28 protein-coding genes and 1 tRNA gene are annotated in these 24,622 nt (G+C 67.2%); 27 read left to right on the top strand and 2 right to left on the bottom strand.

All coding sequences use genetic code 11. The features are described 5' to 3' along the window. Positions 1-7: 7 nt before the first annotated feature. Complete coding sequence (locus ACTJJM_RS05650) at positions 8-553, bottom strand: hypothetical protein (RefSeq protein WP_440865279.1); 546 nt, start codon at positions 551-553, stop codon at positions 8-10. 32 nt (positions 554-585) lie between these two features. Here ACTJJM_RS05650 and ACTJJM_RS05655 point away from each other — a divergent pair, with 32 nt between their 5' ends. The 4 genes from ACTJJM_RS05655 to ACTJJM_RS05670 are packed head-to-tail and all read left to right on the top strand — an operon-like array spanning position 586 to position 2,234. Continuing rightward, positions 586-981 carry a Ref family recombination enhancement nuclease gene (locus ACTJJM_RS05655; protein ID WP_440865280.1) on the top strand — a complete coding sequence of 132 codons (396 nt, stop codon included), beginning with the start codon at positions 586-588 and terminating at the stop codon, positions 979-981. Further along, a complete protein-coding gene (locus tag ACTJJM_RS05660) occupies positions 966-1,496 on the top strand; it encodes a hypothetical protein (protein ID WP_088497122.1) in 531 nt (176 codons plus the stop codon). The genes ACTJJM_RS05655 and ACTJJM_RS05660 overlap by 16 nt, the downstream gene beginning before the upstream one ends. Then, the gene (locus tag ACTJJM_RS05665) at positions 1,493-1,705 is read left to right on the top strand and encodes a hypothetical protein (protein ID WP_088611200.1); all 213 of its coding nucleotides are present in this window, start codon (positions 1,493-1,495) and stop codon (positions 1,703-1,705) included. Before ACTJJM_RS05660 ends, ACTJJM_RS05665 begins: the two co-directional genes overlap by 4 nt. Further along, entirely contained in the window at positions 1,695-2,234 is a 540-nt protein-coding gene (locus ACTJJM_RS05670; protein ID WP_440865281.1) for a hypothetical protein, read from the top strand. The genes ACTJJM_RS05665 and ACTJJM_RS05670 overlap by 11 nt, the downstream gene beginning before the upstream one ends. On the opposite strand, the gene ACTJJM_RS05675 is transcribed toward ACTJJM_RS05670, so the two are convergent. Continuing rightward, positions 2,231-2,446: a hypothetical protein gene (locus ACTJJM_RS05675; protein ID WP_057495454.1), complete on the bottom strand. Its 216-nt coding sequence runs from the start codon at positions 2,444-2,446 to the stop codon at positions 2,231-2,233. The two genes, ACTJJM_RS05670 and ACTJJM_RS05675, sit on opposite strands and share 4 nt — an antisense overlap. A gap of 156 nt (positions 2,447-2,602) precedes the next feature. Between ACTJJM_RS05675 and ACTJJM_RS05680 the strand changes: the two genes are divergently transcribed. The 23 genes from ACTJJM_RS05680 (at position 2,603) to ACTJJM_RS05790 (ending at position 24,600) form a co-directional block, all read left to right on the top strand. Beyond that, positions 2,603-2,681: transfer RNA gene (locus ACTJJM_RS05680), tRNA-Met, on the top strand. A 118-nt stretch (positions 2,682-2,799) separates the two neighbouring features. Next, on the top strand, positions 2,800-3,009 hold the full coding sequence (locus tag ACTJJM_RS05685; RefSeq protein ID WP_049438770.1) for a hypothetical protein: 210 nt from the start codon (positions 2,800-2,802) through the stop codon (positions 3,007-3,009). Further along, on the top strand, positions 3,006-3,470 hold the full coding sequence (locus ACTJJM_RS05690; protein WP_440865282.1) for a lysozyme: 465 nt from the start codon (positions 3,006-3,008) through the stop codon (positions 3,468-3,470). The genes ACTJJM_RS05685 and ACTJJM_RS05690 overlap by 4 nt, the downstream gene beginning before the upstream one ends. Further along, a complete protein-coding gene (locus ACTJJM_RS05695) occupies positions 3,467-3,937 on the top strand; it encodes a lysis system i-spanin subunit Rz (RefSeq protein WP_440865283.1) in 471 nt (156 codons plus the stop codon). The genes ACTJJM_RS05690 and ACTJJM_RS05695 overlap by 4 nt, the downstream gene beginning before the upstream one ends. Continuing rightward, entirely contained in the window at positions 3,934-4,182 is a 249-nt protein-coding gene (locus ACTJJM_RS05700) for a hypothetical protein (protein WP_057495456.1), read from the top strand. The genes ACTJJM_RS05695 and ACTJJM_RS05700 overlap by 4 nt, the downstream gene beginning before the upstream one ends. Beyond that, complete coding sequence (locus ACTJJM_RS05705) at positions 4,182-4,637, top strand: terminase small subunit protein (RefSeq protein WP_440865284.1); 456 nt, start codon at positions 4,182-4,184, stop codon at positions 4,635-4,637. Before ACTJJM_RS05700 ends, ACTJJM_RS05705 begins: the two co-directional genes overlap by 1 nt. Further along, positions 4,609-6,108: a hypothetical protein gene (locus tag ACTJJM_RS05710; protein ID WP_440865285.1), complete on the top strand. Its 1,500-nt coding sequence runs from the start codon at positions 4,609-4,611 to the stop codon at positions 6,106-6,108. Before ACTJJM_RS05705 ends, ACTJJM_RS05710 begins: the two co-directional genes overlap by 29 nt. 10 nt (positions 6,109-6,118) lie before the next feature. Beyond that, positions 6,119-6,322: a hypothetical protein gene (locus ACTJJM_RS05715; protein WP_049438775.1), complete on the top strand. Its 204-nt coding sequence runs from the start codon at positions 6,119-6,121 to the stop codon at positions 6,320-6,322. A 4-nt stretch (positions 6,323-6,326) separates the two neighbouring features. Beyond that, on the top strand, positions 6,327-6,590 hold the full coding sequence (locus tag ACTJJM_RS05720) for a hypothetical protein (RefSeq protein ID WP_440865286.1): 264 nt from the start codon (positions 6,327-6,329) through the stop codon (positions 6,588-6,590). Next, positions 6,590-8,302 (top strand): portal protein, encoded by a 1,713-nt coding sequence (locus ACTJJM_RS05725; protein ID WP_440865287.1) that lies wholly within the window; start codon positions 6,590-6,592, stop codon positions 8,300-8,302. The genes ACTJJM_RS05720 and ACTJJM_RS05725 overlap by 1 nt, the downstream gene beginning before the upstream one ends. Beyond that, on the top strand, positions 8,299-8,658 hold the full coding sequence (locus tag ACTJJM_RS05730) for a hypothetical protein (protein ID WP_440865288.1): 360 nt from the start codon (positions 8,299-8,301) through the stop codon (positions 8,656-8,658). The genes ACTJJM_RS05725 and ACTJJM_RS05730 overlap by 4 nt, the downstream gene beginning before the upstream one ends. Beyond that, the gene (locus ACTJJM_RS05735) at positions 8,648-9,337 is read left to right on the top strand and encodes a hypothetical protein (RefSeq protein WP_440865289.1); all 690 of its coding nucleotides are present in this window, start codon (positions 8,648-8,650) and stop codon (positions 9,335-9,337) included. Before ACTJJM_RS05730 ends, ACTJJM_RS05735 begins: the two co-directional genes overlap by 11 nt. Positions 9,338-9,406: 69 nt before the next feature. Beyond that, entirely contained in the window at positions 9,407-10,408 is a 1,002-nt protein-coding gene (locus ACTJJM_RS05740) for a major capsid protein (protein ID WP_171968329.1), read from the top strand. 70 nt (positions 10,409-10,478) lie between these two features. Beyond that, positions 10,479-10,913, top strand: a complete 435-nt coding sequence (locus ACTJJM_RS05745) for a Bbp16 family capsid cement protein (RefSeq protein ID WP_440865290.1) — start codon at positions 10,479-10,481, stop codon at positions 10,911-10,913. Further along, on the top strand, positions 10,910-11,233 hold the full coding sequence (locus ACTJJM_RS05750) for a hypothetical protein (protein ID WP_088611211.1): 324 nt from the start codon (positions 10,910-10,912) through the stop codon (positions 11,231-11,233). Before ACTJJM_RS05745 ends, ACTJJM_RS05750 begins: the two co-directional genes overlap by 4 nt. Positions 11,234-11,282: 49 nt before the next feature. Beyond that, positions 11,283-11,615, top strand: coding sequence for a capsid staple protein (gp10, locus tag ACTJJM_RS05755; protein WP_054172939.1), 333 nt, complete (start codon positions 11,283-11,285; stop codon positions 11,613-11,615). A gap of 3 nt (positions 11,616-11,618) precedes the next feature. Beyond that, complete coding sequence (locus ACTJJM_RS05760) at positions 11,619-12,260, top strand: hypothetical protein (protein WP_440865291.1); 642 nt, start codon at positions 11,619-11,621, stop codon at positions 12,258-12,260. Positions 12,261-12,262: 2 nt separating this feature from the next. Next, positions 12,263-13,435, top strand: coding sequence for a hypothetical protein (locus tag ACTJJM_RS05765; RefSeq protein ID WP_054172941.1), 1,173 nt, complete (start codon positions 12,263-12,265; stop codon positions 13,433-13,435). Beyond that, positions 13,435-15,081 (top strand): hypothetical protein, encoded by a 1,647-nt coding sequence (locus tag ACTJJM_RS05770; protein ID WP_440865292.1) that lies wholly within the window; start codon positions 13,435-13,437, stop codon positions 15,079-15,081. The genes ACTJJM_RS05765 and ACTJJM_RS05770 overlap by 1 nt, the downstream gene beginning before the upstream one ends. Next, entirely contained in the window at positions 15,078-15,551 is a 474-nt protein-coding gene (locus ACTJJM_RS05775) for a hypothetical protein (protein WP_440865293.1), read from the top strand. Before ACTJJM_RS05770 ends, ACTJJM_RS05775 begins: the two co-directional genes overlap by 4 nt. A 1-nt stretch (position 15,552) precedes the next feature. Further along, a complete protein-coding gene (locus tag ACTJJM_RS05780) occupies positions 15,553-16,122 on the top strand; it encodes a hypothetical protein (RefSeq protein ID WP_440865294.1) in 570 nt (189 codons plus the stop codon). Position 16,123: 1 nt separating this feature from the next. Continuing rightward, positions 16,124-18,610, top strand: coding sequence for a hypothetical protein (locus tag ACTJJM_RS05785; RefSeq protein ID WP_440865295.1), 2,487 nt, complete (start codon positions 16,124-16,126; stop codon positions 18,608-18,610). Continuing rightward, complete coding sequence (locus ACTJJM_RS05790) at positions 18,607-24,600, top strand: hypothetical protein (RefSeq protein WP_440865296.1); 5,994 nt, start codon at positions 18,607-18,609, stop codon at positions 24,598-24,600. The genes ACTJJM_RS05785 and ACTJJM_RS05790 overlap by 4 nt, the downstream gene beginning before the upstream one ends. Positions 24,601-24,622: the final 22 nt, after the last annotated feature.

Raw genomic sequence — 24,622 nt, forward strand, 5'->3', positions numbered from 1 at the left:
CCAGTACCTACTTCTTGCGCACCTTTCGTGCCAGGCGGATGAACCAGTTATCCGGCGCGATCTCGTCAACTATGGACGCAACATCAGGTCGGCGGGCCCTCAGAAGGTCGCGATAGGTAGTGGCCATTTCCGATCGAATGAAGCTCAGCCGCGCGCGCTCTTGCATGTCGATCATTCCCATCTCTTTTTCGACCACGTCCTGCATGACGACCAGCGCGCTGTGGGTTTCCTGCATCGGCTTCAGCAGCCTGTAGTCCGGCACGTTCTCGACGTTCACCTCGGCAAACTGGCCGGCAACCTGCCTGAGGCGCGCGGTTGTGATCACAGAAGGGGCGCCCTTGATGGAACTGTCGAGCATCGTTTCGGCAATGTCGAGGAGAGCCAAATAGCTGCCTGCTTTCCGACGCTTCGCAAGCTTGTCAGGGGCCGTTGCGGCGAGCGCAGCAAAGTAGATCGCTGCTGCCGAAAGAAAGGCTTGCGCCCATGCCGCCCAGACCTCGGGTGCCAAGCATGGAGCGCCAATGACATACGGACAGTAGGCGAGATCGGCCACGGAATTTCCCCTTCCTTGATGGAGAGGCAAGCATGAAGCGCGGCCGCTCTACCGGCAAGCCGACCGTAGCCCAGCAGCAGCGGATGGACGCCATCGCCGAAATCGGCTGCATCGTAGCCCATAGCTTGGGCATTGACCTGGGCGACAGACCTATCCCGGCTGAAGTGCACCACCTGACGGTCGGCGGCAAGCACGGCGCCAAGCGCCGTGGCCACGATTTCACCATCGGGCTGAACCCCTGGTCCCACCGCGGTGAGCCATTCGGCGGCATGTCCGCTGCGCGGTGCGAGGAACTGTTCGGCCCGTCCTACGCCCGCCAACCCCGCAAGTTCCGCCAAGAGGTCGGCAGCGACGACTACCTGCTGGACCTACAGAACACCTTGATCGAGAAACACGAGAAGGAGCCCCGCCAATGGCAAGCCGCCTGATTATCAGCATCGACCCAGGCCTCACGGGCGCCATCGCGGCGCTAGTGGACGGTGCGCCTGGTCCGCTGATCGATATGCCGTTGCAGGCCATCGGTGAGAGCCAGGAAGTGGACGCCCGGGCGATTGCTCTGTTCATCCGTGCCTCGCGCGAGATGAACCCCGGTGCGGCCGTTTCTGGTGTCATCGAGCGGGTTCGTGCCATGCCCCCGAAGCGCGGCCCTGACGGCAAGGAAGAGCGCAAGGCGGGACCGCAGTCGTCGTTCAACTTCGGCGACCACTATGGCAAAGCCAAGGCGGTGTTCGAGTTGCTGGGCGTGCCTTACCTGCGTGCTGAGCCGGCCAGCTGGAAGCGCTGGTTCGGGTTGACCAACCAGGGCAAGGACGCGGCGCGCCTGCTGGCCATCCAGCGATTCCCCGCCGCCGCGACCCAGCTGCAGCGGAAGAAGGACAACGGCCGCGCCGACGCCCTGCTGATTGGCCTGTACGGCGACAGCCTGATCAGGGGCGGCGCATGACCACCGCCGAGGCCCGTACGCGGAAGCGCTACAACGCCTATCTGCGCCGGCATGGCGTGTGCGCCGTCTGCACCATGCGCGAGCGCGGCAGCAGCCCGGCGCACTGCCAGCGCCGGCCGGATCGGCAGGGCGGCTGCGACACCGACGGTCTGCTGCCGGTGTTTCGATTCGACGAGAACGTGCTGAAGGGGATGCGCGATGGCGACTGACGACTACCTGGTGCAACAGCTCCGGGCCTGGGGCCATGCGCAGGCCAACCGGTTCGCGCTGACCTACGCCGACCGCAGCACCCACGTGCTGGAGAAGGCGCGCGACATGGCGCCCGGTACCCGGGAAAGGGCCCTGCGCGACCTGGTGGGCCGAGACGGATCCAGCCGCCGGCGGTTCATGGCCGACCGCAGCGGCGTGGAGGGCATGGGTATGCTGCCGGCGTGGGCGGTGGATCCGGTGCGGTCGACGAACGATGCCGACAAGCCACACGACAACCCCGAGATCGCCGTCGACGTCGGCATCCCCGATGAACTGCGATGGGTCGAGCAGGCGCTGGCGTCGATGATGCGGCAGCACCCACTGCGCGCTCTGGTGCTGCATACCGAGTACACGGTGTCAGCCAGCCAGGCAGTCAAGGCTCGAATGGTGGCGGAAAAGTACGGCGGCACGCTTTCAGTCTGGCAGTACCGCCGGGAGTTGCAGCGCGCCGTAGATTGGATCTCTGGCGCGCAGGCATCTGCGGCTTAGGGAACCAGCGCACCAACGGCTTTCTTCACCGCAAGCTGAGCCTTGATGGCTTCACCCTCGTCGTCGTAGCCACCGTCAATGTGCTGACCGCCGGACAGATAGACCCGGACGATGTAACGATTCATTTTCAAATGGTCGCCTTGGTCGAACACAGCTGAAACGGCAGAGACGTGTTCGATTCGAATGTTGTAGCCGCCGAAAAGGAAAAACATCGGAAAGTCCGTTTAGTTGAGGTCCGCACTTCTTACGCGGACGGCCGGCAGTTGACAAGTTGCACAAGGAAGTGCCCTAATTCTGCAACTGTCAAGAATTGTCCCTGAAGCCCCGGCCCTGCGTCGGGGCTTCTGCGTTTCCGGGACTGCGCTTCCTGCGGGCGTAGGCCAGAGGTCCAGGCTGCCGGGCTCATAACCCGGAGATTCGCCGGTTCGAATCCGGCCCCCGCAACCATCCACGCCCGTCCACCCTCACCGGACCAATTCGCCGAGCCTGCCGGGCTGCGGTGACGGGCACCTATCGACCAATCGGGGAGGGCGCCATGCCGAACCGGACCAACCATGGAACCGACATGCGGGGAGAAATCATTGACGCGGTGGGGACCGCAGCCCTGAAGGTCACGCCGCCGGTAACGGTGGCCACGGCCGTCGCATCGGGGTTCACCCTGGACAAGGCGGTGCTGGTGCTGACGGCCATCTACCTGGTGGGCCAGATCGGCTACCTGGTGTGGAAGTGGATACGCGAATGGCGCCAGGCGCGCCGAGGCGGGGTGATCGGATGAAGGGCAAGGTGATCGGCGGCAGCGCCGCAGCTGTCATCGCACTGGCCGCCGCGGCGCTGGTGAAGCCATGGGAGGGCTACTCACCCACGCCGTACATCGACATGGTGGGTGTGGCGACCTACTGCTACGGCGACACCAGCCGCCCGGACAAGGCGGTTTACACCGAGCAGGAGTGCGCCGAGAAGCTCAACAGCCGCCTGGGCAGCTACCTGACCGGCATCAGCCAGTGCATCAAGGTGCCGCTGCGCGAACGCGAGTGGGCCGCGGTCCTGAGCTGGACCTACAACGTGGGCGTGGGTGCTGCCTGCCGCTCGACGCTGGTGGGCCGGATCAACGCCGGCCAGCCCGCCCCGAGCTGGTGCCCGGAGCTGGACCGCTGGGTATACGCCGGTGGCAAGCGCGTGCAGGGCCTGGTGAACCGCCGGGCCGCTGAGCGCCGGATGTGCGAGGGCCGGTCGTGAAGCGCGTTGCCATCACAGTCGCCGCGTTCGTCCTGTGGTCCGGCGCCATGGTCGGCGTTGGCTGGGCCTGGCGCAGTGATCGGGCAGACGGCAGGGAGGCCACCCAGCGCGCCGCCGGTGCCGAGGCAGCCGCAGCCCAGGTGAACCAGACCCGTGCCACCGAGCATGCCCAGGCCGAGATACTGGCCACCATTGGAGCGAAGCATGAAGAAGACCGCACTGCGGCCGCGGCCGTCCCTGCTGCTGTTGTTGCTGGCGTGCGTGATGGCAGCCTCCAGCTGCGCGACGACCTCGCCACCTGCAATACCGCTCGCCTGTCCCAAGCCGTCGCCGGCACCATCGAACGTGACCAGGCAGCCCAACTACGAGCAGAGGTCGCGGGCGCTCTTGTTCAAATCGGCCGCGACGCCGACGACCACGTCCGCGCCTGCCAAGCCGTGATCCGGGCGGACAGGGGCCAACCGTGAGCAACGTCCTGCAGCTCATCCCGAACAACGCGCTGGCCGTGGACCAGCACCAGCTTGCCGCGCGCATCCGGGAGTTCGCTGACCGCATCGAGGCCGGGCAGTTCGGGGACGTGGAGAAGGTGGCCCTGGTGGTGGATTGCGCAGGTGGCGTAGATCACCGCGTCTATGGGCGGCAGTGCAGTGCCGCAGAGCTGGTCGGGCTGCTGGAGTGGTCCAAGGCCCGGATCATCAGGGGCGACTACTGATGGCACGCCCCAGCAAGTACAGCCAGCAGCTGGCCGACGGGATCTGCGACCTGCTGGTGGATGGTAAGAGCCTGCGCACGATCTGTTCCACGGCGAAGATGCCGAGCCGTTCCACGGTCATTCGTTGGCTGGCCGAGAACGAGGCATTTCGCAACCAGTACGCGCGTGCACGCGAGCTGCAGGCGGACACGCTGGCCGAAGAGATCCTCGACATCGCCGACAAGGCGGTGCTGGGCGAGCGGCTGAAGAAGGACGGCAAGGGCAAGGTGCTGGAGCGACAGACAGGCGACATGGTCGAGCGCTCCAAGCTGATGATCGATGCCCGGAAGTGGTACGCCGGCAAGCTGCAGCCCAAGAAGTACGGCGAGCGTGTTGCCCTGGACCACGGCGTGCAGGACAACCTGGCCGACCAACTGAGGGCCGCCCGTGAGCGCGCAGCTGGCCGGGAGTCCTGAGCAGCAGCTGGTCGAGGCGATCGGCTCGTTCCAGCACGACCCGCTGGGCTATGTGCTGTTCAACTTCCCTTGGGGCGTCAAAGGCGGCCCGCTGGATGGCAAGAAGCTGCGCGCCTGGCAGCGCCGGCAGCTGGAGAAGGTTGGCAGGAAGCTGCAGACCGGGGCTGCTGATGCTGGCGAGGTGATCCGCCAGGCTGTCGGCTCTGGCCACGGCATCGGCAAGTCCGCGCTGGTGGCAATGCTGATCAAGTGGGCCTTCGACACGTTCGAAGACACCCGCGGCGTGGTCACGGCCAACACCGACAACCAGCTGCGCACCAAGACCTGGGCCGAGCTGTCGAAGTGGCACGGAATCAGCCTCACCAAGGACTGGGCAACGCTGACCGCCACGGCGCTGATCAGCAACGCCCCGGGCCACGACAAGACCTGGCGCATCGACGCGGTGCCGTGGTCGCAGAACAACACCGAGGCCTTCGCGGGCCTGCACAACGAGGGCCGGCGCATCCTGTTGGTGTTCGACGAGGCTTCGGCCATCGCCGACAAGGTCTGGGAAGTGGCCGAGGGCGCGCTGACCGACCAGGGCACTGAGATCATCTGGACAGCGTTCGGGAACACCACCCGCAACACTGGCCGGTTCCGCGAGTGCTTCCGCCGGTTCAAGGCCAGTTGGGACACCGAGCAGATCGATAGCCGCACCGTTGAGGGTGTGAACCTGGTCGAGGCCGAGCGCATGGTGCGCGACTACGGCGAGGACAGCGACGTGGTGAAGGTCCGTATCCGAGGCCTGTTCCCGTCGATGTCAGCCCGCCAATTCATCGCTGAGGCGGACGTGGCTGCAGCCTACGGGCGACACCTGCGGCCCGAGCAGTACAGCTGGGCGCCGAAGATCCTCACGCTGGACCCGGCGTGGGAAGGCGACGACGAGCTGGTGATCGGCCTGCGTCAGGGCCTGGCCTATCGGCAGCTGCGCACGCTGGCCAAGAACGACAACGACATGGCCGTGGCGGCGATCCTCGCGCAGCTGGAGGACGAACATCAGGCAGACGCCGTGTTCGTCGACGGCGGGTTCGGCACCGGCATCGTGTCCGCAGGCCGAACTATGGGCCGCGACTGGCGCCTGGTGTGGTTCTCGGGCGAGTCGGGCGACCAGGGCTGCCTCAACAAGCGCGCCGAGATGTGGAAAGCCTGCCGCGACTGGCTGAAGGAAGGCGGTGCCATCCCTGAAGACCCGCAGCTGCGCGACGAGCTGCAGGCACCGGAAACCATGCCGCGCCTCGACGGCAAGCTGCAGATGGAATCGAAGAAGGACATGAAGCGCCGTGGTCTGCCGAGCCCCAACCGGGCCGACGCCCTGGTGCTGTCGTTCGCATACCCCGTGATGCCCCGGCCGCGCTTCCCCGATGGGTCGCCAATGGAGCATCGCGACCACGCCGACCAGCAGGCCGGCGAGCCCTACAACCCGTTGTCCTGAAGGAATTCCCATGTGCAACTCCGCCCCCAAGGTGAAGCCGGTGGCCGCAGCGCCCGAAGTGGCGCCCGAGTCGATCGACGATGCCGCCGTGAATGAGCGTGACCGCGAACGCCAGCGGCAGCGCCTGCGCTTCGGCGCCAGGTCGACGATCCTGGCCGGAGATACCAGCTCGGCGATGCCCACCGCGTCGGTCAAGACGGCGCTGGGTGCCTGACGCCATGTGCACCTCGCGCCAGATGATCGATCCGGGTGGTCTCCTGTTCGGCGACAAGACCGGCAAGTACGCCGACCCGCTCGGCATCACCAAGACCGCCGTGGGTGATCCGACCGGCCGCGTGCGCCGCGCTCGCAAGGAAGCCGAGGACGAGCGCCGCACCTACGCGAGCAGCGGCGCGTCCTCTGTGGCCTATCGATCGCTGGCACCGACCACAACCGCGCTGGGTGGAACGGCTCCGCGCAACACCGTGCTGGGGGGAGGCTGATGGACATCGCAAAGCTGCAGGCGCACTGCCGGCGCCGCAAGACCGCCTTGAAGGAAGCGCAGAACGACTGGACGCCGCTGTGGCGCCAAACGTCGGAGTACATCGACCCGACCCGCGGCCGCTTCTACGGTGACCAGGACGACAAGCCGCGTAAGCGCAACTGGGCCAAGGTGATCAACAGCACGGCCACCGACGCGCTGGGAGTGATGGCGGCGGGCATGATGTCGCACATGACGCCCAAGGCGCAGCCTTGGTTCAAGGTGACCACGCCTGATCCGGCCATTGCTGAGCTGTTCGGCGTGCGCGTGTGGCTCGACGATGTCGCTCAGCGAATTCGCGACACCCTGGCCAGCAGCAACTTCTACAAGGCTATGCCGGTGGTCTACGCCGAGGACGGCATCTTCGGTGTTGCGCCGCTGCTGGTGCTGGAAGACTCGCGCGAGGTGGTCCGCTTCTACGCGCTGACCGCCGGCAACTACGCCGTGGGGCTGGACGACCAGGGGCGGGTCGACTCGCTGTGGCGCCGCTACCCGAAGACGGCGCGGCAGCTGGAGGAACGCTACGGCGCAGACGCGCTGCCGTCGGTGGTGCGCGACGCACTGCCGAAGAACGGTGACCAGAGGTTCTGGGTGGAGTCCCTGATCGAGCCAAACCCCGATGAGCGGCCCGGCATCGGCCCGCTGGGGCTGCAGGCTCCGCGCTTCCGTCCCTACCGCGAGGTGGTTTGGATTGATGGAGCGGCCAACGGCCAGAACGGCGTGATCGACATCGGGGGCCACTACGAGGCCCCGTTCGTCGTGGCCCGCTGGAACCCCGTCGCGGAGGACATCTACTCGTCCTGCCCGGCGATCAACTGCCTGGGCGACATCAAGCAGCTGCAGTATCTGGAAGGCGAGAAGCTGCGCCTTATGGAGCAGATGTCGGATCCGACGCTCGCTATGCCGGAGAGCCTGCGCCGTACCGGCGGGGCACGGCTGCGCAAGGGTGGCCAGGTATACCTACCGCAGGACGCCGCGAACGCCACGGTTGCGCCGGTCTACATGCCCGACTCGCGTGGCCTGGCGCAGATCCGTGAGGAAATCTCGGTCGTCGAGCAGCGGATCCAGCGGGCGTTCTTCTACCAGCTGTTCCTGATGCTGGAGGCGCTCGGCGACAAGACCGACCGCACCGCCACTGAGATCGTCACCCGCAAGGAAGAGAAGGCGGCAGTGCTGGCGCCGACGCTGGAGTCCATCACCGACGAGGTGCTGGATCCGGTGGTGGTCCGGGTGTTCCGTCTGCTGGAGCGCGCGGGTCGCATCCCCGATCCGCCGCAGGTGCTGGCCAATGTGCCGCTGAAGATCGAGTACACCAGCATCCTGGCGCAGGCCGCCAAGGCGGCAGCGGTCGGGTCGATCGAACGCACCATGACCTTCGTTGCCAACGTGGCGCAGGCCACCGGCGACCCGTCCGTGATGGACAAGCTGGACAGCGACCAGGTGGTCGACGAGTACACCGCCGCCGTGGGCGGCCCGGCCTCGATCATCCGCAGCGACGACGCAGTGGCCAGGATCCGCGCAGACCGTGCGCAGCAGCAGCGCCAGCAGCAGCTGGCGGCGTCGGCCCAGCCGATGAAGGACGCGGCGCAGGCGCTGAAGACGGCCAGCGACACTGTGCCCGAGGAAGGCTCGGCGGCCCAGGCGCTGATTGACGCCATGCAGGGTGCCGCATGAAGCGCCCCGGCATGGACCCGCGGGAGGAAGAGCAGCGCCGCTTGGCCGAGCGCATCGCGGACCTGCAGGACAGCCAGCTCCGCGAGGACGCGCGTGCAGTGCTGTCCGATCCAGCCGCGCGCCGGCTGGTGTGGCTGTTCATTCAGGCCATGGATGTGGATGACAGCGCGTTCAACACCAACGCGATGGCGCAGTCCCGAAAGATCGGACGGCAGGAGGCCGGCCAGTGGTGGCTGCGCGTCGTCCGTGACAGCTGCCCGGAGCGCGAGGCACAGATGCGCGCCGAGGCCAACAGTGCAATGAAGCGGCTGCAATCGCAGCTGCAGCAACCCGAGGAAATCAACGATGTCGACTGACAACGCCAACACTGCCAGCAACCCCAATCCTGGCGCCGGCGATACCACCACCACGACCGAAACTCCGCAGGTTCCCGGCAGCAGTGCGCCGGCGGGGACCGATGGTGCCGGCAGCGGTGGCAAAGCTACGGGAAACGATGGAAAGCCGAACGAGGGTGAAGGCGGCGGCGATGCCGACAAGCCCGAGGGCGGCAATACCAACGCGGCACCGGAGCAGTACGGCCAGTTCAACCTGCCGGAAGGGTTCACTCTGGAAGGCGATCGACTGGGCGCGGCCACGCAGTTCTTCAAGGCCAAAGGCTGGACGCAGGAGCAGGCCCAAGAGGCCGTCGACCTGTATACCCAGATGGCCGGGCAGGATGCGGCGGCGATGCAGCAGGCAATGGAAGCCAAGCGCCTGCAGCAGGTCGAGCAGTGGGGCGTGGATGCCAAGCAGCAGCTGGGTGCCAAGTACGACGAAACGGTCGGCCTGGCCACTACTGCGGTGAAGGCCATCAACGACCCCGAGCTGACAAAGGCATTCAACGAACTGGGCTGGGGCAACCACCCGACCATGATCAAGGCGTTCGCCTTCTTCGGCGGGTTCCTTCGCGACAGCAAGGTGGATGGCCTGGGCGGGACCACCGCATCTGGTCCGAGCGCTTCCAGCGACCCGAAGTCGATCCTCTACGGCGGCTGATAGCCGCCACGCAAAAACCCATCAACCAGCCGCCGCAAGGCGGTTTTTTCGTATCTGGAGAGACCAACAATGTCGACCATCGGCAACACCTACCTGACCCTGGCGGACGTGTTCAAGCGCACCGACGCTGACAAGCAGATCGCTGCGGTGATCGAGCTGCTGGCCCAGGACAACCCGATCCTGCAGGACATGATCGTCAAGGAGTGCAATGACGGCACCACGCACCTGACCACTGTGCGTACCGGCATCCCCGAAGGCACCTGGCGCATGCTGTACCAGGGCGTTCAGCCCACCAAGTCGACCACCGCCCAGGTGCGCGATGCCACCGGCATGATCGAAGCGTGGAGCGAGATCGACGAGAAGCTGGTGCGCATGACGGGTGACTCGGCCGGTCTGCGCCTGTCCGAAGCCCAGGCATTCCTCGAAGGTCTGAACCAGGGCGTGGCCACCTCGATGTTCTACGGTGACCAGGCTACCTCGCCGGCGAAGTTCACTGGCTTTGCTCCCCGCTTCAACAAGATCGCCACCAGCGGATCGGGTGCCCAGATCGTCGATGCAGGCGGCACCGGCTCCGACAACACCTCGATCTGGTTCATCGTCTGGGGTGAGAACACCGTCCACGGCCTGTACCCGAAGGGCAGCAAGGCCGGCATCGATCGTGAGGACAAGGGCAAGCAGACCAAGACCAACGCGGATGGGTCGATCCTCGACGTGGTCCGCGAAAAGTTCCAGTGGGACATTGGCCTGTCGGTTCGCGACTACCGCTACGTTTCCCGCATCGCCAACATCGATGTGTCGGACGTGAAGTCCGGCAACGTGAAGCTGTACGACTTCATGCGCAAGGCCTATTACAAGCTGAAGCAGCGCCGCGTGATGGGTGGCCGTGCGGCCATCTACCTCAACACCGACATGCTGGAAGCGCTGGATGCGCTGGCCACCAATGGCGGCACCACCGACAACTTCGTGCGCCTCACCCGCAAGGAGATCGAGGGCGAGGAAGTGCTGACCTATCGCGGCATCCCGCTGCGCGAGTCGGATGCGCTGCTGAACACCGAAGCCCGGGTCGTCTGATCCGCCGCAACTGAATCGGGCGCGCGGGCTCCGGCCCCGCTCCCTACCGCAATCCAAGGAGCAAACCACCATGATCTTCGATCAGCAGAACCTGTTCTCGAACGCACAGTCGGTGCTGGCGAGCGCAGTGTCCAACAACGTCGTCGACCTGGGCGCCACCGGCACCGTGCAGGGCGAGGGCGCCCCGATCAAGCGCGACATCGGCCCGGGCACCCCGATCCCGCTGCGTGTGCAGGTAGTCGAGGCTTTCAACAACGCCACCAGCCTGCAGGTCGAGCTGCAGGTCTCGGCCACCGAGAACTTCGCCGCACCGGTCGTCGTCGGCTCGCAGACCAAGCTGCTGGCTGATCTGGCCGCTGGCTCTGTGTTCGGTGGCCTGTACTACGTGCCGCGCGGTACCAACCTGCGCTATGTCCGCCTGAACTACACCCTGGTGGGCACCGCGCCGACCACGGGCAAGGTCACCGCGGGCATCGTCGCCGGCCACCAGGAGAACAACCTGTGACCGGCCTGCGCGTGCGCGCGACCCGGCGCGGCTACTTCGGGCAGGAACGTGCCGTCGGCGACGAGTTCGAGATCGCCAGCAAGGAACAGCTTGGCTCCTGGATGGAGCAGATCGGCGGCAAGGCCGTGGCCGAGAAGTCGGCGCCGCCGGCGGACCCGTTCCTGGCCCGCAACGCTGACCTGATCAAGGCAGACCTGGCCGGTCTGGAAGTCGAGCAGTTGGTCGCATACCGCGAGCAGGAAGCTGCCGCCGAGAAGCCGCGCAAGGGCGTGATTGAGGCCATCGACGCGGCCGTGGCCGAGAAGTCGGCGAACGCCTGACGGCAACCACCGGGGGCGCCTTCGGGCGCCCCCACTACCGGAGCGGCACATGAAGCTCGTATCCATGAAGAAAGACGGCAGCCACGACCACGGCTGTGACTGCTGCGCCACGGCGCCGTCAGGTTGCAGCGAGCCTGATTACCCGTGGGGGCTGCGCATCAACCTGGACGAAGACCAGATCGCAGCACAGGGCATCAAGCAGCTGCCGGCGTCTGGTGCACAGGTCGCCATTGAGGCGATCGCGACCGTGGTTTCGCTCGGAGAGGAAACGCGCGATGGCAAGGTGCATCGCCGGTTGGAGCTGCAGATCACCGACATGGGGCTGGCAGCCGCGAAGGGCCCGAATCCCAGCGAAGTGCTGTACCCGAACGGTGAGGGCTGACCCATGACGTCCCAGGTCCAAATCTGCAACCTGGCCCTGGGCAAGCTGGCCCAGGACATCACGATTACCTCACTGACCGAGCGCTCGAAGGAAGCGCGCGTGTTCTCGCGCCTGTGGGAGCCGATGCGCGACTTGGTGCTGGCCGACCGGCTGTGGCCGTGGGCGATGAAGGCCCAGCGCCTGGCCGTCGCCGCTGAGGCACCGATGCCAGGTTGGGAGATCCGCTACGCCCGTCCGGCGGACTGCATCACCGTGCTGGCCATCACCGACGACCAGGGCATGCGCGCCGACCGCCGCCTGTCGCGCTGGTGTGAGCCGCAGTTCCGCCAGTGCCACGGCATCCAGTTCGAGCAGGCCATGGGCACGGACGGCACGTCGCTGCTGTGCGATCGGGCCGAGGCCTATCTGATCTACGTCGCGCGCGTGGAAGACCCGCAGCGCTACCCGGCGCACTTCGTCGATGCGCTGGCCAGCAAGCTGGCCGAGGAAGCAGCGCCGACGATCATCGGTGCCAACGGGCTCTCCAACAAATCCGGCCTGAAGCAGCTCTACCAGCTCGCGCTCAGCCAGGCCGCGGCGCATGACTTCAACGAGGCCGACGAGGACGAGCGCCAGCCGTCCATGGCCCAGATGGCGAGGGCCTGACCATGGCACGTCTGCTGCAACCGAGCATGTCCGGCGGCGAGCTTTCGCCCGGGCTCCAGGGCCGCGTCGACATGGTGCGGTACGCCATCAGCCTGAAGCGGTGTCTGAACGTCATCACCAAGCCGACCGGCGGCGGGGAGAAGCGGCCGGGCTACCTGTTCCGCGGCGGTGCCAAGCACAACGACCGCGCCACCCGCTTCATCCCGTTCATCTACTCGACAACGGTCAAGTACGCGATCGAGCTGGGCGACGGCTACATGCGTTTCTGGGTGGGTGGTGCGCTGCTGCGCAATGGGGCAGGGGACATCGTCGAGGTGGCCACGCCATACACCGGCGAGGACATCTACAAGGTGCGGCACACGCAGTCTGCTGACGTGTTGTTCCTGGTGCACCCGTGGATCCCGCAGAAGGAGCTGCGCCGCTTGGCCGTCGACCAGTTTGAGTTGCGCGACTTCGAGTACCGGCGCGGGCCATTCCGCCCGTTCAACAACGACGAGGCCGCGCTGCTGGCTGTGTCCGGCACCCAGGGCGTGGTGACGGTGACGACCAACGTTCCGACCTTTACCGCGGAGATGGTCGGCTCGCTGCTGTACGCCGAGGAAAAGGAACTGCGCTCGGTGAAGCCCTGGGTGGCGGCGGAGAAGAAGGTGCCGCTGGGTGCACTTCGCCGAAGCGACCAGAAGGTCTACCGCTGCGTGAGCGTCCCTGTGGTGACCGGCCTGGCCGGGACGCCGTACTACGTCTGCGGCAGCGTGCGCCCCGTGCACGACAGCGGCCGAGCGTTCGACGGCCCGCAGGACGTGAAGTTCGACAACGTCAACGACTACGCCGTCGGGGTCGAATGGGAATACGTGCACGGCGGGTTCGGGATCATGAAAATCACCGCCTTTACCAGCCCGTTCGAGGTCACCGCGACGGTGATCGAGCGGATCCCCGACAGCATCGTGGGCAACGTACCGCCGCCGGTGGCAGGTCCGTGGACCTTCAGCGGCGACGGCACCACGAAACAGTTCTCCATCCCTGGCGCGACCAGCAGCAGCTACCTGGACTACCAGGTCAAGATCGATGGCGTGCCGGTTCAATCCAATCCGTACTACCCGGGCGGCAGCGGCACTGGCGGCACCAGCGGTGGCGGCATCGGCCGCGGCGGCAACGTCGCGCAGGAGGTGCAGTGATGGCACAGGGCTGGACGATCGATCCCGGCGCGGACCTGATCAATTTCTACGAGGCGCCGCCGACCGGCACCAACAACATCGTGGTGACCCAGTACGCGGCCGGCGCTGTCGGCGGCACCGACGTCTGGGCCGTCGGCGCCTGGTCCTATCGCTATGGCTACCCCGGTGAGGTCGAGTTCTTCGGCGACCGGCTGTGGTTCGCTGGCAGCCCTGGCGATCCGCAGACAGTGTGGGCGTCGAACATCGGCGATTACCCCAACTTCGGGCGCAGCTCGCCGATCGTCGACAGCGACGCGGTGTCGTTCACGATCAATGCGCGCCAGGTGAATGCGATCCGCGACCTGGTGCCGCTGGACAGCCTGCTGGTGCTGACGACTGGCGGCGAGTGGAAGGTCACCGGCGGGCAGGACGCTGTGGTGACGCCCAGCACGATCGGGATCAAGCCGCAGTCCGCCTATGGCACCGGCGACCTGCAGGCCCGCGTGCTGGGCGAGTCGGCAGTGTTCCTGCAGGCGCAGGGCCAGCGCGTGCGCGATCTGGCCTACCAGTTCGAGAAGGACGGCTTCCGCGGCAACGAGATCAGCATCTGGGCCGACCACCTGGTGCAGGGCTACACGTTCCGCGGCATCGAATACAGCACGGCGCCCTGGCCGATCCTGTGGATGCCGCGCACGGACGGTGTGCTGATCGGCTGCACGTACATGCCCGAGCAGGAGGTCACCGGCTGGCACCCGCATGAAACCGATGGTGAGGTGCTGGACGTCTGTTGCCTGCCCGGCGAGATCGAGACCGAGGTCTACCTGCTGGTGCGTCGCTTCATCAACGGCCAATGGGTCCAGTACGTGGAGCAGATGGCCCCGACCCTGTACGACGATCCGCTCGACTGGAAGTACGCCGACAGCCTGCTGACCTACGACGGCCGGCGCCCGAACGGCTCGCCCATGACGCTGACCAGCACCGATGGATGGAACGAGGGCGCGGCTATCACCGCTACCACCGGTGCCGCGATCTTCAGCGGGGCAGGCGACGTGGGCAACATCCTGCGGCTGGCCATTGGCGATATTCATGTGCGCGCGCGGGTCATGGCCGTGGTGTCGTCCACGGTGGCGACGGTGGAATCGATCGGGTCGGTGCCCCTGGCACTGCGCGGCGTCGCTGTGCAGGACTGGACCTATCAGCGCTCGACGATCGCCGGCATGGGCCACCTGGAGGGTAAGGCCGTTGTTGCCCTGGTCGACGGTAACGTGCAGAAGGACCTGCAGGTGGTCGACGGCAAGGTGCAGCTGCAGCGTCCCGGCGGCGTGGTGCACATCGGCCTGCCGTACACCGCCCACATTGAGACGCTGGAGGTCAATGCCAACGGCGGCGACCCGCTGCGCCCGATGAAGAAGCTCGCCTTCGAGGTCGCGCTGCTGGTGCGCAACACCCGCGGCGTCTACGTTGGAACCACGCTGGACACGCTGGACCCTATCGCACAGCGCGATTTTGAGGACTACGACGAGCCCACGGCCCCATACACGGGCGTCCTGCGCAAGAACATGTCCTGCCAGTGGGGCATGGATAGCGGTCATTTCCACATCATCAGCGACGACCCGCTGCCGATGGAGATCCTGTCTCTGATGCCCCAGGTGGTGGCGTCCGAATGAAGATCACCGCAGAACTGGTACCGGCTGAGGCTGGACACATCGAAGTGATCGCGGCCGCAGCACGGCCCGCAGACGTGGTCGAGCTGTGGGCATGCGACCGCACCACGCCGGCGGAGGCCCTGCAGCGTGGCTTGGCCGGGAGCGCTGAGGCGTGGACGGCGATGGTGCGCGGCGTGCCGGTGTGCATGTTCGGGGCGACCCCTTACTCGATCCTCGGCGGCATCGGTACGCCCTGGATGGTCGGCTCGACGGGGCTCAACCCGCTGTCGGTCCAGAAGGAACTGCTGCGCCTGTCCCGCCCGGCCCTGGCCCGGATGCAGCAGGCATTCCCTTCGATGCTGTTCAACGTCGTCGACCAGCGCAACGAGGCCGCGCAGCGCTGGCTGCATTGGCTGGGCTTCCACTTCCTCGCGCCGGTGCCGGTCGGACCGGACAGCGCCCCTTTTCTTCCGTTCTACTGGAGCGCATAACGTGTGCAATCCCGCAATCGCCCTTCTGGCGGCCACCGTTGTAACTGGTGCATACCAGGCCGACCAGCAGCAGAAGCAGGGCAAGGCCAACGCGCAGATCGCCGAGAACAACGCGGTGCTGGCGCAGCAGGACGCCGACGCCAGCAACGCCCTGGCCACCCGCGAGATGGAGCAGCAGTCCTGGCGCACGCGCATAGCGCTCGGCCAGCAGCGCGCCGCAATCGCCGCCAACAACATCGACCCCACGCTCGGCACGCCTGCGGAGATCCTGGGCGAGACCGCGATGTTCGGTGAGGTCGATCAGCAGACCATCCGCATGAACGCCGCACGGCAGGCCTGGGGCTTCAACGCGCAGGCCCAGAACCAGCGGACGCAGGGCGAGCTGGCCCACTGGAGCGGTAACGCTCAGGCGACCGGCACGATCCTGGGCTCGCTCGCCAGCGCCGCGAGCATGGGCATTGGAGGCATGAGCCGGGCGGGCGGTGCTGGCGGCGGTGGGAACCTGTCATCCCAGGCCAACAGCATGACCATGCGCAACAACGCGCGCATTTCGCGCGGCTGGGGGCTGTGACATGGCAACCCTGATCCCACGCACCAGCGGGCCGCAGGTGCAGGCCGAGCTTGGCCCCCAGGTCCGCAATACCGCCCAGGTCGACCTGTCGCCGCTCAGCCGCACCGCGGGTGCCGTCGGCCAGGCAGCCGTCGACCTGTTCCAGCAGCAGAAGCAGCGCGCCGACCTGACGGCGGTCATGGAGGCACGGCGCGAGCTGTCGGACTGGGAGGGCGCCACCTTCAACCCGGCCAACGCCGACGGCATCGCCAAGTACCAAGGCAAGAACGCGCTGCAGGCGCACGACGCGCTGCTGGGTGATCTCGACCAGCGTGTGTCGTCCATCCGTAGCCGGCTGTCGCCCGAACAGCAGCAACGGTTCGATCAGGTGTCGTTCTCGTTCCGCGACTCTGTGCAGGGCCGGCTCAACAGCTACGCCGACCGCGAGTACAGCGCCTACGAGGCCACTGAGCGCAAGGCCACGATCGACAACATCGGCCAGGATGCGGTCAGCGCCGGGATGTCCGGCGACTTCGGCTTGGCCGACGTGCGACTGCAGGAAGCCGTGGGCATCGCCAGTGCCGCCTACCAGACGCAGGGCATGGGTGCCGAGGCGATCAAGGCCAGCGAGCGCGGCATCGTATCGTCCGTGCGCAAGCAGACGGCTGCGGCGATGGCCACCCGCGACCCGTTCGCGGCGGAGGACTACTACCACCGCTACGCGGACCAGATGACGCCGGAGGACCGCGCGCACGTTGAGCGCACGCTGTACCCGGTGGTGAAGGACCGCGCGGCCTACGAGCTGGCCCAGTCGCTGGCCGATGGCCGTGGTGCGATCGAGCCGCTTCCGGCGCCGGCCTCGCGGGGAGTGCCTTCGGCCGCCGTGGCCAAGGCGATCGATGACGCAGCGAAGGCCGAGGGGCTGGATGCGGCCGGCCGCGCAGACCTGTACGCGCTTGCCGAGCAGGAATCGGGGTTCCGCGCCGACGCAGTGAATCGCGAGGTTCTGGACGATGGCGACCAGGCCACCGGCCTGTTCCAGTACCGCGTCACCAGTGCCGGCGGCATCGACCGCAAGGACGCTGTGGCATCCGCCCGGCGTGCTGCCCGCGAGTACAAGGAACGCCTGGCCAAGGGCGGACGAGCGTTCGCCATCGCCGCGCACTTCGCTGGTGAGGGCGGCGCCGATGCCGTGGTGAACCGTGGCCGCTCGGCGCAGAACCCGAAGACGGCGCTGTACGTGCGCCAGGTCATGGGGCGGGCGTCGCGGTGGGCATCAGAGCATGGTCCGTCCGCGCCGTCGGGTCAGGTTGAGGCGGGAAACATCGATCTTGCTAAGCGACCGGTGGTGCGCAATACCGATGGAAGCATCAGCACGGTGCGATCCATCTCGTTCGGCACCGACAAGGGGGAGGTGCTGATCCCGACGGTCAGCGATGACGGGCGCGTGCTCTCTGACGATGACGCCATCGCGTTGTACGAGAAGACCGGCAAGCATCTGGGGGTTTTCAAGACCCCCGAGCAGGCTACGGCCTACGCCGAATCCCTGCACAACGATCAGGCCAGGATGTATGGCGGGCCGCCAGCAACGCTGGCCGATGCGATCGCGGCGATCCCGCGCACGATGCCGCCGGATCAACGTGCTGCTGCCGAGGGGTACCTGCGCGACATCTACGCGCAGCGTAAGGACCGGCTAGAGCAGGCGAAGAAGGCCGCGGCCATGTCGATCTACGACAAGGTGGCCGCCGCCGGCGCGAGCGTGCCGCTGTCGCAGGTGCTGGCTCCGGCCGAACTGGCGCTGGTGGGGCAGGATTCGAGCCTGGCCGAGTCGATCAACCGCTATCGCAAGCTGACCGCAGAAGGGGCGGTGATCCAGGACGACCCGGCCACGGTGGACGAGCTGCAGCGTATGCAGGCGCTGCGTCCGACCGAGTTCGCCAAGCTGCCGCTGGGCCAGTACGCCGACAAGCTCAGCGGCAAGACGCTGAAGGCCTTCGCCGAAGACCAGACCAAGGTGACCGACCCGGCCAAGCGGGCCGATTGGATGAACGAGAAAGACCGGCGCGAACGTGGCTTCCAGATGCTGGGCATCGGTTCGGAAGGGGATGCTGTGGGCGACGGCGCCAGCAAGAAGAACGAGCCGAGGGCGGCGCTGCGCGGTGAGTTCACGATCGCCTATCAGAACGCGCAAACGGCGTTCATCCAGTCCACCGGAAAGAAGCCGACCCCTGAGCAGGCCGACGTGCTGCTGTCGGCCACGGCCAAGCAGTTTGCCCAGAACCTGCAGGCCGGCCGTCTCAGCGCGATCCAAGAGAAGGACGGCAAGTTCAAGAACAACCCGAAGGTGAAGGTGGGTCTCTACAGCAGCGCCGCACAGTTTGACCTGCAGGTCAGTCAGGCGGACCGCGACGCAGTGCGGGGCGCATACGCCGAGAAGTACGGCCGTCCCCCTACCGATGCCTGGGTTACCCAGTACCTCGCCCGCAAGAGCCAAGGAGCCAAGAAGTGATCGACAACGTGCTGGAAGGCTTCGACGAACTGTCGGACGAGATCGAAAGCAACCGGCAGGTGACCCTGCGCAGCGCATACACCGGCACCAGCCAGAAGCCGGAAGAAGCCGCGCGCGCGAACCAGCTGTCGGACCAGCTTGGCCAGCCATTCGGCGTGGTGGCGGCGAACCTGGGCGACTACGAGCAGGACGCCCGGCGGCGGGAGATCGACGACGCGGGCCGCGCATCGCCGCACGTGGGCGATTTCCTGAGCGATCCGCGGCGCATGGCGCTGGCCAGCGACGAAGCCCCGAAGCTGGCGACTTATGCCAACTCACTGGTGACCGGCGAGGCCCGTGCGACTGCCGAGCCGAACATCCTGGAGCAGGTCATCGGCGGCATTGTCAGCGGCTGGCAGCGTGGCAAGGCCAATGCGCTGTCGCTGCTGCCCGATGGCCCTGCGGTGATGGATCCGGCGACCGGGCGCCTGACCACCGACCGTTCGGCCGAAGAAGCCGCGTTGCGCGCAGATCAGGAGCGCCGTGCGCAGGCTGCGGATGTGACCAGCGCCAGCACCGATCGCGGTTTTCAGGCCTTCGACCGGGCGAACAAGGCGGGCAGCTTCAGCGGTGCTGTGCGGGAGCTGGCCGGCGGCGGCACCGACACGCTGGGCGCCATCGCGGTCACCCTGGGCCAGTCCATCGGTATGGGCGCCCCTGGCCTGGCGCTGACCGCAGCCACCGGTGGTGGTAGCCGCGTGGTGACTGCCGCATCGGCCGGTACCGGGTCGGGCCTGACCGAGTTCGGCGCCAGCATCGCCGACGCCATGCAGGACGCGAAGGTCGACCCCACCGACGCCTATGCAGTGGGTCAGTTCCTGCGCGACCCGCAGAAGATGGCAGCGGCACGCGAGAAAGCAGCGAAGCGCGGGGTGGCCATCGGCGTGTTCGACGCGCTGACTGCCGGCGTCGCGGGCCACTTCATCAACAACGCCCGACGCAGCGCGTCCTCGGCGATCCTGCGCACCGGCGCCGAGGCCGGCGTCCAGTTGGGTGGCGGCGCCGCCGGCGAGGCCACGGCACAGCTGCTGACCGAGGAACGCCTGAAGTGGGGCGACATCATCATGGAGGGCTTGGCCGAGGTTCCCACCGGTGCGGTCGAGGTGCATGCCAACTACCGTGCTGCGCGCGCGTCCGGGCAGGTGCGGTGGATCAACGAGCGCCTGGACCAGGTGATGCAGTCGGGCCAGAGCAACGACCGGCTGCGCGCTGCGACCGAGCTTGCCGGCGAGCTGAAGCTGGGCGAACGCTCGCCGGAGGACATGAAGGCGCTGACGGCGCAGGTTGCAGGCGAAGATGCGCGGGTGTACCTGGACGCTGATCAGGCGCAGACGCTGTTCCAGTCCGCGCCGCAGGTGCTGCAGGACATGGTCGGCGGTGAGTCGGCACTGGCGGAGCAGCTGGCCACCGGCCAGGTCGTGATTCCGATGGCCGAGTGGATGGCCACTGTGCCGCGGCTGCCGAACCGAGACGAGATCCTGCGCAATGCCCGCACGACCGCTGACGGTCTGTCGCCGGCGGAGCTGGAATCGCTCGACATCGATGCGATGGCCCGCGAGCTGGGCGTGCCGCTGGATGCGCCGGCACCGGACCAAGCCGCGGCGAACGCGCGCGCGCAGGTGCAGCAGTCGGTCATGGCGCAGCTGGTTGGCACCGAGCGCTACACGCCGGCGCAGGCCGAGAGCCAGGCGCAGCTGTGGGGCGCCATGTTCGGCCGGCTGGGCGAGGTCACCGGGCAGGATCCGGTGGCGCTGTACGAGCGCTACGCGGCCGGCATCGATGCAGCCGAGGCGTCGCCAGAGGGCGCAGAGGCCCAGCCGCGCACCCTGATGCAGCGTGGAATTGATGCCCTGCGCAGCCTGTTCGGCCGGCCGCAGGTGACCACCGATGGCCGCGGGCAGCAGACCATCGAGCGTGAGGGCAGCGCCTATGTGCAGCGCGGAGGCCAGTGGCTGCTGGCCGACGATCAGGGCCAGGCCCGCGACTTCCTGACCCTGGACCAGGCGCGCACGGAAGCAGAGCGCACCGGCGGCGAGATCGTGCGGGACGATCCCATCGAGGGGCAGCGGCAGACCTGGAGCGTGGCGCTGCCGGATACCGCTGCGCGCGAGGTGCTGGCCGGCGACATCCTGTTCCAAGGCGGCGCCGCACCGCGTGGTCAGATTCAGATCGGGCCCGACCGTGCCATGCAGATCAGCCTGTTCAAGGGCGCCGACCTGTCCACGTTCCTGCACGAATCCGGGCACTTCTTCTTGGAGGTGTACCGAGACGTGGCCACCGCCGAGGATGCCGCGCCGCAGTTGCGGTCCGACCTCGATGCGCTGTTGAAGTGGTTCGGCGTCGAGTCTGCTGACCAGATCGGCGTCGATCAGCACGAACAGTTCGCCCGCGGTTTCGAGGCCTACTTGGGCGAGGGCAAAGCGCCCACGCCGGAGCTGCAGTCGGTGTTCAGCCAGTTCAAGCAGTGGATCCTCGGCGTCTACCGCAGCCTGCGGAATCTGGATGTGGAACTGACGGACGACGTGCGCGGTGTGTTCGACCGCATGCTGACCAGCCAGGAGGAAATCGACGCTGCGCAGGCCCGGGTGGGGTTCGAGCCGATCGCGCGAGACCTGGCTGAAGCGCAGGCGCTGGGCATGACCGAGCGCCAGTTCGCCGAATATCAGGCGCAGGTTGCTGCGGCACGGGAGCAGGCCGAGGCCGATCTGATGGCGCAGCTGCAGGAAGCCGATGCGCGCGCCCGGGAGCGCTGGTGGAAGGACGAGCTGGCCAACATCCGCAGCGAGGTAGAGGCGGAGGTCGAGGCCACGCCGATCGTGCGCGCCTACCGCGTGCTGACCGGGCGCAAGGAAGCCGCCGGCGAGCCCGTGCCGGAGCAGCTGCAGGGCCTGAAGCTGGACCGCGCCGTGCTGGCGGCTACCTACGGCGACGGCCTGCTCGACAAGATGGGCCGGGTCTACGCCCGAAAGGGTGGCACCCATCCCGAAGAGGCGGCCACCCTGCTGGGCTTCAGTTCCGCCGACGAGCTGGTGCAGGGACTGTGGACAGTACGGCATACCCTGGCGGGCGTGAGCGCGGAGGCCGATGCGCGCATGCAGGCCCGGCACGGCGAGCCGTTGACCGACGGCACCCTGCCGCAGCGCGCACTGGATGCGGTCCACGGCAGCCGGAAGATCCAGCTGCTGGAGCGCGAACTGGGCGTGCTGGCTGACCTGGCCAAGGAGCCACGCCCCAATCGACGCGAGCTGAAGGCAGTGGCGCAGGCCGTGCTGGCCGAAAAGACCGCGCGGCAGATTCGCCCGAACGAGTACCTGGTCGCAGAGCGCAAGGCAGCCCGCGCGGCGGCGCAGGCGGCGGCAGCAGGGAAGTACGCCGATGCACTGCAGGCGAAGCGGCAGCAAGCCCTGAACGCTGTGCTGTTCGCTGAGGCCCGCGCGGTGCAGCAGGAGGTCGAGTCGAAGGTCGGCTACATCCGCCGACAGATGACCCCGCAGGCCCGCGAGCGCCTGGGCAAGGCCGGCGCCGACTACCTGGAAGCGATGGACACCATCGCCGACACCTACGAGTTCCGCGACGTGTCCGGCCGGGCTGTCGCGCGTCGGCAGAGCCTGCGGCAGTGGGTGGAAGCCCGCCAGGCCGACGACGACCTGACCGCGGTGAGCGATGCGCTGCTGGCCCGGGTCGAAGCGGAAAGCGTGACGAACTACGCCGACCTGCCGATTACCGAGTTCCGCGACCTGCACGACGCGGTGACCAACATCGCGCGTCTGGCCAAGCTGAAGAACAAGCTGCTAAGCAACAAGGACCAGCGGGACTGGGAGAGCGCACAGGCTGAGCTTGCCGGCGCAATCCGCGGTGCGATCGCGGAAGGCAAGCCGCTGCCGCTCTCCGATGCGGACCTGACGGCGATGCAGAAGATGGGCGCGACCTACACCGGCCTGATGGACTGGGTTCTGCGCCCGGAGACGGTGGTCGAGTGGTTGGACGGTGGCGAGACCGGCCCGTGGCACGACTTCCTGTGGAACCAGGCCGAGGCAGCGCAGCAGCAGCGGATTGAGTTGCGCAACCGCGTCGGCGGCATGCTGGAGCAGACGATGATGGCGCTGACGCCGGCGCAACGGGCGGACCTAAACCGCCTGGTGTACGTGCCGAGCCTGGGCCGGTCGCTGTCGAAGAACACGATCGTGGCGGTGGCGCTGAACATGGGCAACGCCGGCAACCGCGACAAGCTGATGCGCGGCGGCTTCATTGGCAACAACGCCGAAGTGGTCCAGTTCACCCCGCAGAACATCGCGGAAATGCTGAGCCACCTCACGCCGGCGGACGCACAGATGGTGCAGGGCATCTGGGATGCGGTGAACAGCCTGTGGCCGGATATCGTGGAGCAGCAGCGCCGGCTGTCAGGCGTTGCACCCGAGCAGGTCGAGCCGATGCCGCTGATCTTCACCGCGGCCGATGGCTCGATGGTCAGCCTGCGCGGCGGCTACTACCCGGCGGTGTACGACCCCCGGGCGGGTGCCGGCGGCGTTAAGCAGGCGCGCGCGGCCGAGGAACAGATCATGGGGGGCACTTTCAGCCGCGCCATGACCAGCAAGGGCCACACGAAAGAGCGCACCGAGTACGCAGCGCCGATGCTGCTGGACTACCACCGCGTGCTGTCCCGCCACCTCAACGACGTGATCACCGACGTGTCCCACCGCGGCTACGTGAAGCAGGCTCTGCGGGTGCTGGAGGACCAGGAACTGAAGAACCTGATCCAGCAGCGGCTGTCGGAAGGCGCGTACCACTCGCTCTACGGCAGCGTGAAGAACTCGGTGCGCGGCGCGTCGGTTTCGGAGCCGGGATCCAGCATGGCCGAGAAGATCGGCGACGCCGTGCTGACCAACACCGCCGTGGCCGCCCTCGGCTTCCGCCTGCCGCTGGTGTTCGCCAACACCGTGGTGGCGCCGATCCAGGCGGCGGCGCGCGTCGACCCGAAATACTTGGCCACCGGCTATGCGGCCTACTACCGCAGCCCGGGCAAGATGACGGAGATGATCCACTCGCTGTCGCCCTTTATGGAAGAGCGCGCCAACTCGCTGGATTCGTCCTACCAGGTCGTGCTGGGCAAACTGTCGGGAAAGCGCGGCATCCGCGCGGCGGCCATGAAGATGGCCATGGAGGTCCACCGCTGGACTGTGCCGCTGGCCGAGCGTGCCATCTGGCTGGGCCGCTATCAGCAGGCCCAGGCTCAGGGCGTCAGCGTCGACGAGGCCGTGCGCCTGGCCGACAAGTCGATCCGCACCACCCAGCAGGCCGGTGCACCGAAGGACCTCAGTGCTGCCGAGCGTGACCCGCGCTACAAGTGGGTACGCATGTTCATCGGCCCGATGATCATCATGAACAACCGCCTGCAGGAATCGGGCCTGCGCGGCCTGTACCTTGGGCGTGTGCAGTCCCCGGCCCGGGCGCTGGGCACCTGGCTGTCGGCCGGCGTGCTGTCCAACGCGGTGTTCGAGCTGCTGATGATGCGTGGCCCGGATGGCGGCGACGACGACGAAAAGGGCTGGGACGACTGGAGCGCTTGGCTTGCACGCAAGACTCTGCTGTTCCCGTTCCAGACGATCCCCCTGCTGCGCGATGTTGCCGGCGGCATCGATGCTGCGATCGAAGGCAAGCCCAGCATGGGCCGCCCCAACCCGATCGTGGACGCCGGTGTGGCGCTGGTGAAGTTCGGCCAGACGGCATGGAAGGAGGGGCGCGACTGGATCGCCGACGACGACGAGCCCGACGCGGAAAAGCTGATCAAGACCGGCGTGCGCGCCGCCGGTCCGCTGACGGGCATTCCCAGCAATCAGATGCTGACCACCGGCGAATACCTCTACGACGTCGGTACCGGCCAGTACACCCCGGACAACCCAGCCGAGGCGGCCGCATACCTCATGTACCGCCGACCCAAGGACGAGCAGTAATCGACCACGCCCAGCCCCGCAG

The sequence above is a fragment of the Stenotrophomonas sp. 22692 genome, from assembly GCF_052045015.1.
GTDB lineage: Bacteria > Pseudomonadota > Gammaproteobacteria > Xanthomonadales > Xanthomonadaceae > Stenotrophomonas > Stenotrophomonas geniculata.